The organism is Aquirufa novilacunae (genome assembly GCF_045310505.1).
In the GTDB taxonomy this organism is placed as follows: Bacteria; Bacteroidota; Bacteroidia; order Cytophagales; family Spirosomataceae; genus Aquirufa; species Aquirufa novilacunae.
The window spans coordinates 871,906-891,155 of record NZ_JBEWZG010000001.1 but is presented as its reverse complement, the minus strand read 5'-3'; the positions used below and the strand labels follow the sequence as shown (position 1 = coordinate 891,155).

Annotated in this window: 9 protein-coding genes; 7 read left to right on the top strand and 2 right to left on the bottom strand. The window is 42.1% G+C overall.

All coding sequences use genetic code 11. The features are described 5' to 3' along the window. Positions 1 to 9 precede the first annotated feature (9 nt). The 6 genes from V7S74_RS04010 to V7S74_RS03985 all read left to right on the top strand — a co-directional run bounded on the left by V7S74_RS04010 (position 10) and on the right by V7S74_RS03985 (position 13,738). Entirely contained in the window at positions 10 to 1,641 is a 1,632-nt protein-coding gene (locus V7S74_RS04010; RefSeq protein WP_406777474.1) for a RagB/SusD family nutrient uptake outer membrane protein, read from the top strand. Positions 1,642 to 1,780: 139 nt separating this feature from the next. Next, positions 1,781 to 4,987: a SusC/RagA family TonB-linked outer membrane protein gene (locus V7S74_RS04005; protein WP_406777473.1), complete on the top strand. Its 3,207-nt coding sequence runs from the start codon at positions 1,781 to 1,783 to the stop codon at positions 4,985 to 4,987. A 20-nt stretch (positions 4,988 to 5,007) separates the two neighbouring features. Further along, positions 5,008 to 6,438 (top strand): SusD/RagB family nutrient-binding outer membrane lipoprotein, encoded by a 1,431-nt coding sequence (locus V7S74_RS04000; protein WP_406777472.1) that lies wholly within the window; start codon positions 5,008 to 5,010, stop codon positions 6,436 to 6,438. 191 nt (positions 6,439 to 6,629) lie between these two features. Further along, a complete protein-coding gene (locus V7S74_RS03995; protein ID WP_406777471.1) occupies positions 6,630 to 9,782 on the top strand; it encodes a SusC/RagA family TonB-linked outer membrane protein in 3,153 nt (1,050 codons plus the stop codon). A gap of 9 nt (positions 9,783 to 9,791) precedes the next feature. Beyond that, complete coding sequence (locus tag V7S74_RS03990) at positions 9,792 to 11,273, top strand: RagB/SusD family nutrient uptake outer membrane protein (protein WP_406777470.1); 1,482 nt, start codon at positions 9,792 to 9,794, stop codon at positions 11,271 to 11,273. 62 nt (positions 11,274 to 11,335) lie between these two features. Further along, positions 11,336 to 13,738, top strand: a complete 2,403-nt coding sequence (locus tag V7S74_RS03985) for an alpha/beta hydrolase family protein (RefSeq protein ID WP_406777469.1) — start codon at positions 11,336 to 11,338, stop codon at positions 13,736 to 13,738. Positions 13,739 to 13,894: 156 nt separating this feature from the next. Here V7S74_RS03985 and V7S74_RS03980 read toward each other — a convergent pair whose 3' ends face one another. Further along, positions 13,895 to 15,925, bottom strand: coding sequence for a M13 family metallopeptidase (locus V7S74_RS03980; protein ID WP_406777468.1), 2,031 nt, complete (start codon positions 15,923 to 15,925; stop codon positions 13,895 to 13,897). 57 nt (positions 15,926 to 15,982) lie between these two features. On the opposite strand from V7S74_RS03980, the gene V7S74_RS03975 reads away from it, so the two are divergent. After that, positions 15,983 to 18,016: a S9 family peptidase gene (locus V7S74_RS03975; protein ID WP_406777467.1), complete on the top strand. Its 2,034-nt coding sequence runs from the start codon at positions 15,983 to 15,985 to the stop codon at positions 18,014 to 18,016. A 144-nt stretch (positions 18,017 to 18,160) separates the two neighbouring features. Here the strand turns inward: V7S74_RS03975 and V7S74_RS03970 are convergent, their stop codons facing one another. Further along, positions 18,161 to 19,231, bottom strand: a complete 1,071-nt coding sequence (locus tag V7S74_RS03970; protein WP_406777466.1) for a Gfo/Idh/MocA family protein — start codon at positions 19,229 to 19,231, stop codon at positions 18,161 to 18,163. Between the last annotated feature and the right edge of the window lie 19 nt (positions 19,232 to 19,250).

Genomic DNA, 19,250 nt, shown 5'->3' with positions numbered 1-19,250 from the left:
TTGAAAAAAATGAAAAATATAAAAATAACCGCGCTTTCCTTTCTGCTTTTAGCTGGATCGGTCATGTCGTGCAAGGATCAATTGGATATCCAAAATCCAAACCAGCCTACGCCTTCAACGGCTTCGTCTGAGGCTGGAATTATTGCCTTAGCGCAAGGTTCTGTTTACAAAAACGGATTTACTTCTGCAGGTAATAAATATTACGATGGTGTTGTAGGTGCTTTCTACAATGGTATTTTAGGTATTCATGATTTAATGGGTGACGTAGTAGGCGCTGAAGCGGCTAACACCTACATGAATAATTTATCAGCTCCTGATATGGTGACGTTAGATAATGGAACTCAGGTTCCTAATCCGAACAGTCCATCAACTCAAAAAGCCTTATTGCGTGCTGTTAACACGAACTCACAGCAAGGTGGTAATCCAGGTTTCCACGAGTGGGCGATGATGTATCAATTGAACAATGCGTGTAACACCATCTTAGATGCAGTAGATAAAACTACCTTCTCTGGTGATGCTACAGCAAAGAAAAATGCGATTAAAGCATGGGCATACACGTGGAAAGGTTTAGCTTATTCTCGTATTGGTTCTTTATACTATGCCGGTTTAATTGTGAATACACCTTCTGCTACTAATAATGTGTATGTGACGAAGGAAGCAATTATTGCAGAAGCTTCAGCAAATTTTGATAAAGCTGCTACCGCTATTAATGCTTCAGGTTCTTCGGCTGATTTCGAGTCTATCGTAACGGCTTTAATTCCGGATTTTTTCCAAAACGATAAAGGTGCAGTCCCTACAGCGGCTCAGTGGATCAAGAACTTGAACACGATGAAGGCGCGTAACATCTTGGTGAATACGCCAACTGCTACCATGACTGCGGCTCAATGGGATGCTATTCTAGCATTAGCAAATGCAGGTGTAGGTTCTTCTGATCCAGTATTTGCAGGTAACACAAACGCAAATGGTGATATTTTCTCTGCGTCTAACTATAATGTAGCAGCACGCGCAGTGGGATCTAACGCCTCTGGTAATACGTATAAAATCTCTGAGCGTTTAATTCAAGACTTTAACGTAGGAGATCAGCGTTTAGCTCAGAATTTTAAATTATTCTCTGTTTGGGTAGGAAACTCAGACCGTGGTAATGCGTTTAATACGCGTTACGCCATCAAAGACGGAGGGAATGGTTTAGCAGGTGTTTACACGTATGTGAATCGTACGGCTGGTAGCGCTGAAATTTTCTTGTTAGGTTCTTACGAAGAAAACGAGTTAATGAAAGCAGAAGCGAAGTTATGGAAAGGGGATGTAGCGGGTGCTGCTGCAAGCATTAATGCAGTTCGTGCTTACCAAGGTGCAGGTCTTGCAGCTATCACATCTACAAACGCAGCAGTAGTAAAAGAAGAATTACGTAAAGAACGTCGTGTGGCTTTAGCTTTCCGTGGTTTATCTTTCTATGATGCACGTCGTTGGGGAGTTTTGGATAACGGTCGCACAGGTGCGGTAGTTATCTCGAAGGATGGTTCATCTATCTCGACTAACGCAACGATTAAGTATGGTTATTTAGATTATTGGGATGTTCCAGATAATGAGTTAGCTAATAATCCAGCTGGCGCAGGTTCTGCACCTACTAAAAATCCAAAATAAGAATTATTTAATTCTGTTTGAAAGAGGCACTATCCTGAGATGGTGCCTCTTTTTTTGTTAAATAGTTTGTATTTATATCGGAAAACTCCTAATTTGCCAAACATATTCTATTATTTTTTCATTAATTAAACTCAACAACATGAAAAAACTATTACTCCTTGGGGTATTGGTGTTAGCTGTATTTAGCACATCAATGGCTCAAACAAGGCAAGTGACCGGTAAGGTTACGGCTTCAGAGGATGGTGCGGCTCTTCCGGGAGTTAGTGTCAGCCTAAAAGGTTCATCTCGTGGTACAACCACGGCAGCAGATGGTACTTACAAAATCACAGTAGGTGATGGCGCTGCAATCACTTTTAGCTTTGTGGGTTACAAGCCACAAACGGTTTCTGTAGGAAATCAAAACGCTATCAACGTTGTTTTAGCTTCAGATGCGTCTGAGTTAAATGAAGTAGTTGTGACGGCTTTGGGTCTTACACGTACAAAGAACTCCTTACCTTATGCTGCTCAGCAAGTTAAAGGAGAAGAGTTAACACGTGTTCGTTCAGGTAACGCATTCTCACAACTTTCAGGTAAAGTATCAGGTGTGCAAATCACACAAGGTAACGCGATCGGTGGTTCTACTAACGTAGTGATCCGTGGTTCTAAGTCCTTGACTGGTAATAACCAAGCTTTATTCGTTGTAGATGGTGTTCCTGTGGATAACTCGGTAACGAACACGTCTAACCAACGTACAGGTCGTGGTGGTTATGACTATGGTAATGCAGCTGCGGATATTAACCCAGATGATATCGAGTCAATGACGGTATTGAAAGGTGCTGCGGCAACCGCTCTTTACGGTTCACGTGCTTCGAATGGTGTGATCATGATCACGTCTAAGAAAGCTAAGAAAGGTTTAGGTTTAACGATCAACTCTGGTTTATCCGTAGGTACAATCGACCGTTCAACTTTCCCTAAATACCAAAACCAATACGGTGCTGGTTATTCAGATCCATACCAAAAAGATGGTTTCTTCTATTTTGATGCTAACGGCGACGGAGCTGATGATTTAGTAGTTCCTACTTCTGAAGATGCTTCTTATGGAACAAAATTTGACCCTAGCTTAAAGGTATACCACTGGGATGCTTTTGATCCTGCTGGTCCTAACTACCAAAAAGCAAAGCCGTGGGTTGCGGCGGCAAATACGCCTGATAAATTCTACGAGACAGCTATTTCTAACAACACAAACATCTCTTTAGATGGAGCGACAGATAAAGGTACGTTCAAATTAGGATTTACTCGTAACGAAGATCGTGGAACTTTACCTAACTCGAAGGTTTCTAAGAACATCATGAACCTTTCAGGTACGTATGCAATTTCTTCTAAATTAACAGCATCAGCAGCGGCTAACTTCTCAGTTGTAGAAGGTTTAGGTCGTTATGGTACAGGTTATGATGGATTGAACGTTAACCAAAACTTCCGTCAATGGTATCAAACTAACGTAGATATCGTTGAGCAAAAAGAAGCGTACTTCCGTAACAACAAGAACGTAACTTGGAACTGGTCTGATCCATCTACAGCCGCTGGATTGAAGCCTATCTATACAGATAACTACTATTGGACTCGTTACCAAAATAAGGAGAACGATACACGTACGCGTATGTTCGGTAATGCGATGTTAAACTACAAGGCAACTGATTACTTAAATGTAATGGGTCGTATCACAATGGATACTTATGATGAATTCCAAGAGGAGCGCATCGCTGTAGGTTCTACTGATGTGGCTGAGTATTCTCGTTATGATCGTCACTTTGAGGAAATCAACTATGATTTAATCGCGAACTTTGATAAGAACTTAACAAAAGATTTAAACTTAAAGGCATTAGCTGGTTTGAACTTACGTAAGTCATTAAACCGTTCGATTTTTGCTGCTACTAATGGTGGTTTGATCGTTCCGGGTTTATATTCAATTGCAAACTCTAAGGGTACGGTGGCTGCTCCGTCTGAATCGTATAACCCACGTGAGGTATTCGGTTTATTTGGTGGAGCTACTTTGACTTACAAAGATTTCTTAACGTTAGATGGAACGATTCGTCAAGATAAGTCTTCTACGTTACCTGTAGCTAATAATGCGTACTTGTACTATGCAGGTTCAGCTTCTTGGTTGTTCTCACACCACATTGAAGATTTACCTTGGTTAACTTCAGGTAAATTACGTGCTAACTATGCGACGGTAGGTAATGATGCACCTTGGGGGTCGATCTCTAACGTATATGATCAACCATCTCCATTTGGTTCTACGATTTTATTCTCAGTTCCTGGAACTCAAAATAATCCGAACTTGAAGCCAGAGCAAACAATCTCTAAAGAGGTTGGTTTAGAAATGGCCTTCTTACAAAACCGTTTAGGGTTTGACGTTACTTATTATCACACAAATACATTAGATCAAATTATGCCTGCATCGGTAACAACATCTACAGGTTATAACTCGACTTATGTAAATGCTGGTAATATTGAAAATAATGGTGTTGAATTAAGTCTTTATGGTACACCAATCAAGACTCCAGATTTCTCATGGAATGTAAATATCAACTTTACACGTAACCGTAACAAGGTATTAAGCCTTTACAATGAAAGCCAAAACTTACAATTAGCTTCATTCCAAGGTGGTGTTACATTGAACGCAACTGTTGGCGAACCATATGGTATCTTAAAGGGTAAAACTTGGAAATTATTAAATGGAGAGAAATTGGTTAAAGCGAATGGTCGTTATGATGTGACGACGACAACTACCAATAACATCGGAAACGTAAATCCTAACTGGATTGGTGGTATCAATAACTCATTCCGTTACAAGAATGTCACGATGAGCTTCTTGATCGATGTAAAGTCTGGTGGTTCTGTATTCTCTTTAGATCAGTACTATGGTGCTGCTACGGGTGTATTAGAAGAATCAGCTTTATTGAATGACAAGGGTAACCCATCTCGTGCGGATATCGCTGATGGTGGTGGTGTGATTATGCCAGGTGTGAAAGCAGATGGAACTCCTAACGATATTCGTGTGGATAACTATTATGGTACTTATGGTTATGCATTTAACCCACAACACGCTTTCGTTTACGATGCGAGCTATGTGAAATTACGTGAAGCAAACATTACTTATTCTTTACCTCGTGCGCTTGTAGCGAAGTTAGGTGGAATTAAAGGAGTGGATTTATCATTGTACGGACGTAATTTGTGGATCATTCACAAAAACCTTCCTCACTCTGATCCTGAAGAGAATCTTTCTGCTGGTAACGTGCAGGGATATCAATCAGGTGCGTATCCTACGACACGTTCGATTGGATTTAACGTGAAATTATTGTTTTAATCATCCTTAATTTTAAACAGATGAAAAGAATATTTTTAGTTTTTGTACCGCTTTTGTTTCTTGCATCAGCTTGTACAGAGGACTTAGCGTCCTTAAATGTTGAAACGAAGAAGCCTGCTGCAATTCCAGCACCTACTTTGTTTTCAAATGCAGTTAAGTCTCTTTCAGGAAACTTAGCGACTGCGAGTGTGAACACGAACGTGTTCCGTTTTACGACTAGCCAATGGGCTATGGCGGTTTACCAAGATGAGGCTCAATATGATTTCGCTACACGTGCGATCCCAAATACATGGTGGAGTGCAATGTACCGTGACGTATTAGCTGATTTACGTGAATCATCTCGTTTAATCAATGCGGATGCGACTTTGCTTCCGAAGGAGAAAGCGAATAAATTAGCGATCTTAGATATCATGGAAGTATACACTTTCGGTATCTTGGTAAATACTTTTGGTAATATTCCTTACACGGAGGCATTAAATGCTGAAAAATTATTCCCTAAGTACGATGATGCTAAAACCGTATCAGCTGATTTAATCACGCGTTTAAATGCGGATATTGCTAAATTAGATGCATCTGCAGCTGGATTTACTTCAGGAGAAGATGTAGTTTACAAAGGTTCGGTAGCGAAGTGGGTGAAATTTGCGAATACCTTACGTATGAAGTTAGGTATGATTGTAGCGGACGAAAATGCAACTGCTGCAAAAGCGGCTGTTGAAGCGTCTGATGCAGGTGCTATTTCATCATCTTCAGATAACGGTTTATTCACCTATTTAACTGCATCTCCTAATCAAAACCCATTACACGTTGATATCGTGTTAGGTGGTCGTCAAGATTACATTGCAGCGAAAGACTTAATGGATAAATTAGCAGGTTGGAATGATCCACGTAAAACGGCTTACTTCTCTACAAATAACGCGGGTAATTATGCGGGTGGTATTGTAGGAAAAGTAAATACTTATGTTGATTTTTCTCGCGCTGGTGCGAAAGTAATTGCTGCTGATGCTCCTTATGTTTTAGCTGATTACGTTGAAACTGAATTCTTACGCGCTGAAGCAAAAGAAAGAGGATTCAATGTAGCAGGTACTGCTGAGCAACACTACAACAACGCAATCACTGCATCTATCCTTTATTGGGGTGGAACTGCTGCTGAAGCGGCTGCTTATTTAGCTCAGCCAGAAGTAGCTTATACGACTGCTGCAGGTAACTGGAAGCAAAAAATTGGTACTCAGAAGTGGATTGCATTATACAATCGTTCATATGAGACATGGACTGAGTTACGTCGTTTAGATTATCCAGTGATTACTGCGCCAGTAAACGCGAAGTCTGGATTCCCTACTCGTTTAACTTATCCTAATACAGAGCAAACTTTAAATGGTACTTCGTATACAGCGGCTGCTGCGGCAATCGGTGGAGACGTAGTAACTACGAAGTTATTCTGGGATAAAAACTAATTCTTTTTTTAGATTGGATTTAAGAAGGGCGACCCGCGAGGGTCGCCCTTCTTTTGTTATGCCTGAATCGAAGAGGGGCTTTTTATAAGGTTTCGTTATGGAATAGATATTATTTTTTTATTATCATATGTTAAACAAATTGGATAAGTTTGGGGTTCATATCATTATCCTTCATTCTAAATAATTCTATTATGAAAAAAACAGTACTAGTAAGTATCTTCTTGTGGTTAGTGGCGATGATTCCACTACAAGCACAAGATAGATCCATCTCAGGAAAAGTCACGGGTGACGATGGTGCATCATTGCCAGGTGTGAACATTTCCATCAAAGGGACCAGCAAAGGAACGAATACCGATGCTGAAGGTTCATTTAAATTAACGGTTTCTCCTAATGCCGTACTTATTGTAAGTTCGGTAGGCTATACTCCTCAGGAGGTTCGTGTAGGTAACCGTACCCAAATCAACGTGGTGCTAGCTTCTGCAACTTCAACTTTAGATGAAGTGGTTATCACGACCTTTGGAACCGCAAAGAAATCTTCTTTTACCGGTTCATCAGCGAAAGTTACTGCAGAAAAATTAGGTGTTAGACCGATCACGAACATTGGACAGGCCTTAGAAGGTATTGCTCCGGGTGTGACAACGACATCTACGTCTGGTCAACCAGGTTCAGCTCCAGCTATTCGTGTACGTGGTTTTGGTTCGATCTCTTCTTCGAATGATCCTTTATACGTTGTTGATGGTGTGCCTTACTCTGCGAGTATTGCGAACTTAAATAATGATGATATTGAGTCTATTACCGTATTGAAAGATGCTGCTTCTACGGCACTTTATGGTGCTCGTGCAGCAAATGGTGTGGTAATGGTGACAACGAAGAAAGGTGCAAAAGGTAAAAATTCGATTAATGTTAAATACACAAAAGGATTTAACACACGTGCACTTCCTGAATATGATCGCGTAGGTCCTGCGGATTATTACCCATTAATGTGGGAGTCGAATCGTAATAATTTAGCTTATCGTGCGACTAACCCGGTAGCTATTGCTACTGCAAATACAACAGCATCGGCTGGATTAGGTGCCATCGTAGGAACTGGATATAACGTATATAACGTACCTTTCGCTCAATTAGTAGGAACAGATGGTAAATTAAATTCGGCTGCTCAATTGATTTACAATGCAGATGATTTAAACTGGGAGAAAGCGGTGATGCGTCAGGGTATCCGTGACGAAGTAGCTGCGAACTTCTCTGGTTCGAATGGTAAGTCAGATTATTTCTTATCAGTATCCTATCTAAATGATAAGGGTTACCAAATCAAATCAGATTACGATCGTTTTACGGCTCGTTTAAATGTGAACAGCCAGATGAACAATTGGTTCAAAGTAGGTGCAAACATGAATACGACTGTAACGACTTCGAATCAGTCAACCGCTGATGGGGGTACTTCTTTCGTAAATCCTTTTTTCTTTACACGTGGAATGGCACCTATCTATCCGGTATATGCCTATAATCCAGCAAGCCCTGGTTCATTTCTGACATTGGAAAATGGAAAACGTCGCTATGACTATGGTAATTTAAGCGCTTTAGGACTATCTAACCGTCCTCAATACGGTGGTCGTCACGTGATTGCTGAAACCGAATTAAACGAAAACTTCTTCCGCAGAAATCTATTGGGTGGTCGTGCGTATGGCGAGATTTCTTTCTTGAAGGATTTTAAATTCACGAATAACGTGGGTGTGGATATTACGAATGCGAATTCGATTGTATTTGGTAACCCAGAAATCGGTGACGGTGCGCCAGCAGGTCGTGCGTCTAATTCATTTGAAAATATTACAAACTACAACTTATCGCAGTTGTTAACGTATAACCATTCTTTTGGAAAGCATACGGTGGATGCCCTTTTAGGTCATGAAAATTATAACCTAGTGAGCAATAGCTTAGATGGTTCACGTTCACAGCAAATCTTAGATGGTAACTACGAGTTAATCAACTTTACGACTACTACGAACTTGACATCTCAGTATGACATTCGTCGTGTGGAAGGTTTCTTCTCTCGTTTGAACTACGATTATGATTCGAAGTATTTCGTATCGTTCTCTGCACGTCGTGATGGTTCTTCTAAGTTCTACCAAGACAAGCGTTGGGGTACATTCTACTCAGCATCGGCTGCTTGGCGTTTAGATCAAGAAGATTTCATTAAGGAGTTAACGTTCATCGATAACTTAAAATTGAGAAGTTCATGGGGCCAAACAGGTAACGATGGTGGTATCAGCAACTATGCTTGGCAGCCATTGTATGCTTTAGGTTGGAATAATGCGACAGAGCCAGGTATTCTGCAATCATCTTTAGGTTCAAAAAGCTTAGAGTGGGAGACGAACACCTCATTTGATGTGGCTTTAGAATTCGGTTTATTCAAAAACAGAATCTCTGGTACGGTGGAATATTTCGATCGTCAGTCGACTAACTTGATTTTTGCGGTGCCTCTTCCATTATCAGTAGGTATTGGTTCAGAGACACGTAACATCGGTTCTATGTACAACAGAGGTATCGAACTTCAGTTAAGTGCTGACCTGGTAAGAACGAAAGACTTTACTTGGAATGTAGACTTAAACGCGACTCGTTTAGAGAATAAGATCACGAAGATGCCTGCAGAAAGCAAGGAGATCATCGATGGTACGAAGAAATTAAAAGAGGGAAGCTCACTTTACGATTATTGGTTACGTGAGTACAAAGGTGTGAACCCAGAAACGGGTGTAGCTGAATACCGTGCTATTTCTTATGTGGCTTCTAACTCAAGAATTACGGCTAATGGAGATACCTTGACGAATAATATTGCGAATGCAAGATATTGGTACAATGGTACTTCTATTCCTGATTTAACAGGATCGGTAAATACTTCATTACGTTATAAAGGATTCTCATTAACGGCATTAATGGTGTATCAATTAGGGGGTAAAATCTATGATGCAGCGTATGCTGGTTTAATGGGTGCAGGATACCACAATGCGAAACACGTAGATATCTTGAAGCGTTGGGTGAATCCAGGCGATATTACAAATGTTCCTCGTATGGATGCTGGAAGAACAGCTGATTTCGATGCGGCTTCTGATCGTTGGTTAATTGATGGAAGTTTTATGAATATTAGAACTGTCACTTTATCGTATCGTTTACCTAGAACGGTATTGAACAGACTAAAAATTGATAATGCACAGGTATATGTCAGTGGTGAAAACTTCTTGATGTTATCACGTAGAAGCGGAATGAATGTTCAGCAGAACTTTGGTGGTACAACTAGTAACGTCTACAGCCCTGCTAAGTCATTGGTATTAGGTCTATCATTCTCTTTATAATATAGAATCATGAAAAAGAAATATTTAGTTTACTTTTCGCTTGTATTCGCATTACTATTCACTTCTTGCGAAGAAGCTTATTTAGATACTACGCCTACCGCTAGTATTGATGCGGGCTCAGCCTATTCTACTACAAAGAATGCAGCTGCTGCCATTAACGGAATTTACCGTTCATTTATCGTTCGTTATTTAAGTTCTCAAGGTCACTCTGGTCATCCTGCGATGATGATCATCTTAGATCACATGGGAGAGGATATGGTCTTAGGAACTACAGCTGCTTCATGGCACGTGGGAGAAACGCGTTGGACAGCTCACCGTTCTGACGTTAATACGATGGTTCAGTTTCCGTATGAAATGTACTACCGTATTATCGGTAATGCAAACATTGGAATTGCTAATATTGATAAGGCAGTAGGTCCTGCAGCTGATCGTAATGCATTGAAAGGGGAAGCTTTAGCACTTCGTGCTTTTGGTTACTTCAACTTAGTGCAATTATACGGAAAGCGTTACGATGCGACGGCTAAGCCAAACACGCAATTAGGTGTGCCTTTGGTATTAGAACCTACTACAGAAGGTAAGCCACGTAATACGGTAGAGGAAGTTTATACGCAGATTAACAAGGATTTAGCTGAAGCGGCTACTTTATTGACGACATCTCGTTTAAATAAATCCCACATTAACTTGAGCGTTGTGAAAGGTTTGCAAGCACGTGTTGCTTTAGTTCAACAAGATTGGACAAATGCGGCGAAGTTTGCGGCTGAGGCGCGTGCAGGTTATGCACCTATGACTCAGACACAATACCAAGATGGATTCCAAGATTTGACGAATTCAGAGTGGATGTGGGGCTTTGATCACTTAGAAGATCAAACGGAATATTTTGGTGCCTACCACTCGTATATCTCTTGTAACTATAACTCCACGGTTATTAGAACGTATCCTAAAGTGATTAACAACTTGCTATATGCTCAGATTCCAACAACGGATATCAGATCTAAAATGTGGGTAGAAAACCCGACAACGGCTAACTCAATCGTTCCTCCAGGGGGTGTTCGTCCGAAGTTCTTAAATCAGAAGTTCAGATTGCCAGGTACGCCATCTACTTCTGCACAAGGAGACGTTCCTTACATGCGTGCAGCTGAGATGTACTTAATTGAGGCTGAGGCAAAAGCGCGTTTAAATGATGCGGCTGGTGCTTCTCAGGTATTATTTGATTTAGTAAAGACCAGAGATGCTAGTTATGTAAAATCAACTAAGACAGGTGTAGCCTTGATTAATGAAATTTTATTACAGCGTCGTATTGAGCTTTGGGGAGAAGGACATCGTTTCTTAGACTTGAAGCGTACGAATGCAGCCTTAAATAGAAATGGTACGAATGCGATTGCATCTGTTGCCTTGTTATTTGATGTAGCACCAGGTGATGTACGTTGGGAGTTCTTAATCCCACGTCGTGAGATTAATGCAAATCCAGCGATTGTACAGAATCCGTTATAATTATTTTTGTAAATTAAAGGTGGCTTAGCGATAGGCCACCTTTTTTTGTTTAAATCTCAACTATGAAAAAATCAATCTTAATTGCGGCGCTTAGCGTCTTGTCTTTTTCTCCCTCCTTTGGCCAGGACGATACCTATCAATTGCCTCCTAAGGCCATTGCGGATTTACTTTTAGCGAAACCAACGCCCCTAGTTCGAATCGATTCGAAGGCGGAGATTCTTTTATTGTTAGGCCGTAATTCCTATCCAACTGTAGAGGAATTAGGTCAGCCAGAGATGAAGATTGCGGGTCTTCGTTTGAACCCCTTGAACTTTTCACCCTCTCGCCAAAGTCCCATCAGCAGCATTACTTTGCAATCGATTCGCACGGGCGCAAAAATGGAAATTGCGGGATTGCCTAAAAACTTAGCGGCTGGAGCTATTGCTTGGAACCCTTCCGAAACGAAAATTGCCTTTGCACAAACGGAGGTGAATGGTGTCGATTTATATGTAATCGATATCGCTACTAAAAAAGCGTCCCGCGTGAATTCAGCCCCACTGAATCAGGTGGTGGGAAATGCCTTCACTTGGGTGGACGACCAAACCATTTTATACAAGGTGACGACGCACGATGCGGCAGGTGCTCCTAAGCGCCCTATTACGCCTAAAGGACCCACGATTCAGCAGAATGTGGGGAAAGCAGCACCTCGTCCAACCTACCAGGATTTAATTAAATCCCCCTATGACGAGAGCTTGTTTGCCTATTATGCGGAGTCCCAATTAGTGCTGTATAAAAACGGAGTAAACAAGAAAATAGGGGAGCCTGCCTTGTACAGTGCTTTCCAATTATCTCCGGACCGCCGCTATATTATGACACGCACGATTGCGAAACCTTTCTCGTATGCGGTGCCTGCCTATGGATTTCCAACGACTGTTAGCCTACTCGATTTAACAGGTAAACTGCTGAAAGAGGTGGCAAAATTACCTTCTGCTGAGAGCGCTCCATCGGGTAATGATAACGTACAAAATGTGCCTAGAGGTTTCGAGTGGCGTGATGATGAGCCAGCTTCATTGGTATACGCGATGCCTTTAGACAGTGGATTTATCAAAAAGCAAGTCGAATTCCACGATGCGGTGTATTCATTATCCGCTCCTTTTACGCAAGAAGCGAAGCAATTATTTAAGACCAAAACCCGTTTTGCCGGAGTTACCTGGGGAAATGCAAAATTGGCTTTAGTGACGGAGGTTTTACGTGGTAAGCAGACATCGAAAGTGAGTGCTTATTCGTCAGTGGATGGATCTCTCGAATTATTATATGAGCGTAATTTAACAGATGCCTACAAAAATCCAGGCAGTCCCGTTATGACGAAAAATGCCTTCGGTCGCGAGGTAATTCAATTAACGGATGGAGGAACAAAAATTTTGATGAATAATCCGGTGGGTTCTTCTGATCAGGGTGATCTTCCTTTTATCTCGAAATTTGATTTAGCGACGAAGAAGAATGAGATTATTTGGCGCGCGAAACCGGGTTATTTTGAGCAAGTCGAAGAGGTAATCGATGCCGATAAACTGTTGGTTTTAAGCAGAAAGGAATCTCAGACGGAGGTGCCTAATTATTTCATCAAGAACTTGTTAAATCCGGCTCAGGATAAAGCATTGACTCAATTTGAGAATCCATATCCTAATTTAGTGGGGATCACAAAAGAGAAAATCAAATACAAGCGTGCGGATGGCGTAGACTTAACAGGTGATTTATATTTACCTAAAGGATATAATAAAGAAAAAGATGGTCCGCTTCCAGTCTTGATTTGGGCTTATCCACGTGAATTTAATTCCGCTGCCGATGCTGCTCAGATTCGTGGAAGTAAAGATCGCTTTACTACTTTAAGCTGGGCTTCGCCTATCTATTATGCGACGCAAGGCTATGCGATTTTAGATAATGCGGAGATGCCAATCGTTTCTACGGATGCCTCGAAAAAGCCGAATGACAACTTTGTCGATCAATTGCGTTTAAATGCTTCGGCTGCGATTGACTATTTGGTTTCTCTGGGTGTGGGCGATCGCAAGCGTATGGCCGTGGGTGGCCACAGTTATGGTGCCTTTATGACGGCGAATTTATTAGCACACACGGATTTGTTTAAAGCTGGAATCGCACGTAGTGGGGCTTATAATCGTACCTTGACTCCTTTTGGTTTCCAAAACGAGGACCGTACCTACTGGCAAGCTCCTCAATTATACTACGAGATGAGTCCATTCAGCTATGCGGATAAAATCAAAGAACCGATTTTATTAGTACACGGCGAGCAGGACGACAACACAGGTACTTTCCCTATCAACTCAGAGCGTTTATATGCTGCTTTGAAAGGAAACGGAGGAACCACGCGTTTTGTCTACTTGCCTTATGAAGCACACAGCTATAGAGGAAAAGAAAACGTGTTGCACTTGCTTTGGGAGCAATTCCAATGGTTAGAAAAATACGTGAAATAATGGAAGTGTAGAACAAAAAAGAGGCGACCCGCAGGGTCGCCTCTTTTTTTCTACATACGCTGCATTTTTATGCTTTGTACTTTATTCTTTATTCTTTATTCTTTATTCTTTATTCTTTATTCTTTACTCTCTACTCTATTATCTCTACTCTAGAGATTACCAAATCTTAATCCGATCTTCCGGCTTCTTGTACAACTTATCTCCCGGTTTCACATCAAATGCCTTGTACCACGCATCCATGTTCACTGGAGCACCGATTGTACGGTATTGACCAGGTGAGTGAGGATCTGTTAATACTTGTTGTGCCTCTGTTTCTGGAAGAGATGAACCTCTCCAAACTTGTGCCCAAGCTAAGAAGAAACGTTGATCTGGAGTGAATCCGTCGATTTTCTTAGAGGACTTACCTTGCTTCGTCATTTTGAATGCCTCGTAAGCCATGTTCAAACCACCTAAGTCACCGATGTTTTCGCCCATCGTTAACTTACCATTCACGTGGATCGTATCTTGAACCGTGTAGGCATCAAATTGCTTGCCCAAAAGTTCTGTTCTAGCCTTGAATTTCGCTAAGTCGTCTTTTGTCCACCAGTTGCGTAAAGTTCCATCTTTGTCGTATTGGCTACCTGAATCGTCGAATCCGTGTGACATTTCGTGACCGATAACGGCTCCGATTCCACCGTAGTTGATCGCATCGTCTGCATCAGCTGCGAAGAAAGGGAATTGCAAGATGCCCGCAGGGAATACGATTTCGTTCATTACTGGGCTATAATACGCGTTCACGGTTGGTGGAGTCATTCCCCATTTGCTTCTGTCTACAGGCTTGCCTAATTGAGCTAAGTTTTCTTGGAAGCCCCAGGCACCAGCGCGGCGGATGTTGCCATAGTATTCTGTAGCTGAGATTTCTAAGCCATCGTAGTTTTTCCACTTATCAGGATACCCGATTTTAGGCGTGAAGGCATTTAATTTTGCCAAAGCCTTTTCTTTCGTCTCCGCGCTCATCCAATCTAATTTGTTGATGCGTACGGCAAACGCTTTGCGAAGGTTAGCTACTAATTCTACCATTCTCGCTTTCGCTTCTGGCTTGAAATATTTAGCTACATACAATTGACCTAATAATTCGCCTAAAGTTCCGTCTGTCATAGAAGACATGCGTTGCCATCTTGGTGCTTGTACTTTTTGACCTGATAATACTTGTGAATAAGCGAAACTTGCTTTTACGAAAGGCGAGCTCAAATACCCTGCACTGCTACGTAATACATTCCAAGCTAAATAGGTCTTCCAAGTCTCTACTGGCGTCTCGATTAACATTTTATTAGCTGCCTCGAAGAATTTAGGAGCACCTACTAAAATAGAATCAGGAGCCGTTGTTCCAAAATCTTGGAAAGTCAAAGCCCAGTTAAACGCTGGAGTCTTTTGGTTGAACTCTGCAAACGCAAACTTATTATAGGTTTTATAAGGATCACGCATCTCAACACGCGCCATTTGAGCCTCAGCTAATTTCTTCTCTAATTGGAAAACCGTCTCCGCATTTGCCTTTGCTTGTGCCTCTGGAGTTCCCGTTAAAGTGAATAACGTCGCTACGTATTTCTTGAATGCCTCTTGGATTTTCAAACTACGCGCATCATTTTTTAAATAATAGTCACGATCAGGAAGGGATGTTCCGCCTTGTCCTAATTGAGGTACCATTTTCTCCACATTCTTGCGGTCTTGTCCGATATAGAATCCGAATAAAGGCGAAGCAATACCTGAAGAGCGCAAGCGAGCGATTTCAGTCACGATTTGTGACTTGAATTGCAATCCTGCGATGTGTTGTAAATCGGCTTGAATAGGAGTGTAGCCTAATTTTTCGATGGCCAAACTGTCCATAGCCGCTGCATAGAAATCAGCCACTCTTCTTTCTGGAGAACCTGCTGGAGCTTTCGTTCCTTTAGTCTCATCTAAGATTGTTTTAATCGCATTGATATTGAAATCACGCAATTGGTTGAAAGCTCCCCAGCGTGTTTCTTTGGCAGGGATTGGATTCCTTCTAACCCAGGGACCATTCGAGTATTCCACGAAATCGTCTCCCGCTTTCACGCTCAAATTCATGTTGTCGCGATCAATAAATTTACCCGGTTTTTCCTGGGCATACAGGCTGCCACCGAAGAGTAGCGAACCTGCCATAAGTAATTGGTAGTATTTATTTTTCATTTGAAAAAGGTTGATGTGACATTAAATTAATTAATTTAATGTATCTAAACTACCTATATGAAAAAATTGTTAAAATTCTTGACCTGCTTTCTGGTTTTAGGCTTCTCAGTTAATGCCCAAAAGCCCATGACCCATGAGATCATGATCAAATTAAAGAAAGTGGGTGCCCCTAAAATTTCACCTGATGGCCGCTTCGTCATCTATTCTCGAGTGGAGACTTCCTATAATCTTGACGAGCAAACTTCCGATCTTTGGATTGCCGCAGCGGATGGCTCTTCTGAACCCCGCAAGCTAACGAATTCAAAAGGAGGCGAGGACAATTACCAGTGGTCTGTTGCTTCAGATAAGATCTATTTTATTGCCAAAAGAGACGGCGACGATGCCCCTCAATTATATGTACTTCCCTTAGCTGGGGGAGAAGCTCAACGACTAACCACTTTATCAACCGGCGTGAACGATGTTAAATTCTCCCCAGACGGATCTAAAATCATCTTCTCTAGCCGCGTTTTCCCTACCGCTTTCAGCGATTCTGCTAGCAAGAAATTAGCAGATGAAAAGAAGAAAATCAAGACCAAAGCCAGAGTCTACCATTCCTTCCCTGTTCGCTATTGGGATGCTTGGTTAGATGAAAAACAAGGTCACATTTTTGCGATGGATTTAAAATCTGGCGCTCAACCGGTGAATTTAATGAAGGATATTTCGCTGGTTCAATCCCCTGGATTCCGTTTAGGTTCTTATAATTTTAGCCCAGATGGAAAATCAGTGGTATTTACTGCAACCGCCGAATACAACACCACAGCCTATCAATCGGCAAAATCCAATATCTATTCTGTAAGCCTTTCTGGAGGAAAAGAGTCCGTTTTAGTCAATGATGAAACCGATTATTCGTCTGCAGAATACACGGAAGACGGAAAGTATTTAATCGCATCCGGTTCCGCCATTGGCACTAAAATCTACTATTTGAATCGCTTGTATCGATTTGATGCCTCGACTCATAGCGCTAAAAAAGAATTAGCCACCTCCCTCGACCGTCCCATCAATGATATGGAAATGGCCGGTTCCTCTATTTTTGCCAGTATTGAAGATCAGGGTGTTGATCGCATCGTTGAAATTTGGGTGGCTGATGGTTCGGTTAAGCCTGTTCTTGGGGGCGAAACAGGATCCTTTACTGGATTAAGTCTTTCTGCAAAGTCATCCGTTTTTGCCTATTATTACCAATCCATTGCTTCTCCACCCGAAGTATGGGTTTCTTCTAATACTACATTGAAGGCCATTTCTAAAGCCAATGACGCCGTTTTAGCTGGATTGGATTTGCAGAAGCCGGAAGTGATTTGGACTAAATCATCTCGCGGAAAAAACATCCGTTCGGTGGTATTGAAGCCGACTGGATTTGATCCTTCGAAGAAATATCCTTTGTTTGTTTTAATGCACGGAGGTCCAGCTAGTTCGTTCAAAGATGTATTTGGCTACCGTTGGAACCCTTATATTTTAGGTTCAGCAGGCTATGTGATCGTGATGACAGATTATACCGGATCTGTGGGCTATGGCGAGAAATTCGCACAAGATATTCAATTTGATCCCTTCAAAGGTCCAGGTCAAGAAATTCAAGAAGCCGCTGCTGATGCTATCAAACGCTTCTCTTACATCGATGGGAGCAAACAAGCGGCTGGTGGAGCGTCCTACGGTGGTCACTTAGCGAACTGGATGCAAGCAACTACGTCTCACTACAAATGTCTGATTTCCCATGCCGGTTTAGTGAACTCTGAGGCACAGTGGGGAACGTCGGATGTGATTTGGGGCAGAGAATTAATGAATGGAGGAGCTCCTTGGGTACCTACTAAGACTTGGAAGGAACAAAATCCAATGCGCTTCGCGGCAAATTTCAAAACACCTATGCTCTTAACGGTAGGTGAAAATGATTACCGCGTGCCGATTAACAATACCTTGGAAAACTGGAGCATTCACCAGCGCTTGCAGATTCCATCCAAGCTGATCGTCTTCCCGGGTGAGAATCACTGGATTCTAAATCCAGATAATTCGAAGTTCCATTATGCGGAGATACAAGGCTGGTTAGCCAAGTATTTAAACTAACAAAAAAGGTCTCGGTAAGAGACCTTTTTTGTTAGTTTAAATAGTCGCTAGTCACTAGTCGCTAGTCAAAAGTGAATAAGTCTAAAATTAGTGACTCTCATACTTCAGATTCCCGACTCTCGACTCCCGACTAGCGACTAGCGACTATAGCCTCACCATCTCCCCCGTCCTTACCGACTCATCACACGCAAAGGCGATGCGAAGGCTGTTTACTGCATCCTCTACGTGATCGGTTAGATCCACGTTGTCTTGAATGGCACGCAGAAAATAGGCCTGCTCGCGATCGCAAAGGCCTTGGTGGTCAGGTTCATCGGTAAGATTGACCCATTCGTCGTCTTTTGTAAATTCGTTACTGGAATCAATGTCTGCGTGATGGACACGAAGGGATTCGGTCTTGGTGTGGGATTCCACATCATCGGATTTACCTTCACCACCGGCGTTTTTGGCGACGATGGAAACGGAACCTTTAGGCCCAAAAACATCTTTGACAAAATAGGCGTTCTGTGAGATCATTGGACCCCAGCCCGCTTCGTACCAGCCTACGGATCCATCTTCAAAATGGATTTGAAGCTGACCGTAATTATAATTTCCGGTCGGAATATCTTCCGTCATTCTAGCACCGATCGCTGAAACGCGAAGGGGTTTAGAGCGAGTCATTTGGCACATCACATCAATATAATGAACGCCGCAATCCACGATAGGACTTAGGGATTTCATCAAATTACGGTGTACATCCCACATGTAACCGTGGGATTGCTGGTTGAGATTCATACGCATCACGAGGGGTTTTCCCATCGTCTTCGCGATTTCAATGAATTTAATCCAAGAGGGATGGTGGCGTAAAATATAGCCCACGACTAGCTTCTTGCCACTTTTCTGCACCGCCTCTGCGACGCGAATCGCGCCGGCTAAGGAGTCAGCGATGGGTTTCTCTAAAAATACATGGCACCCAGCTTCTAAGGCTGCAATGGAATAAGCTTCGTGTGTATCTGGGTAAGTGGAGATGCAAACGGCATCGGGTTTAGAGTCGGCAAGGGCGGTATAATAGTCGCTGTAGAGCTTTTGGCCCCCACCTAATGCTTCATTCAATACTTCTTTGCTATTTCCTGGGGAAACGAGTCCACAAATTTCAAATCCAGCTACATTCTGGTAGGCTTTCGCATGAGAGGCTCCCATGTTTCCGCAACCCACCACGAGCACGCGTATATTTTTCATGTTAATCGATTTAGAGTCG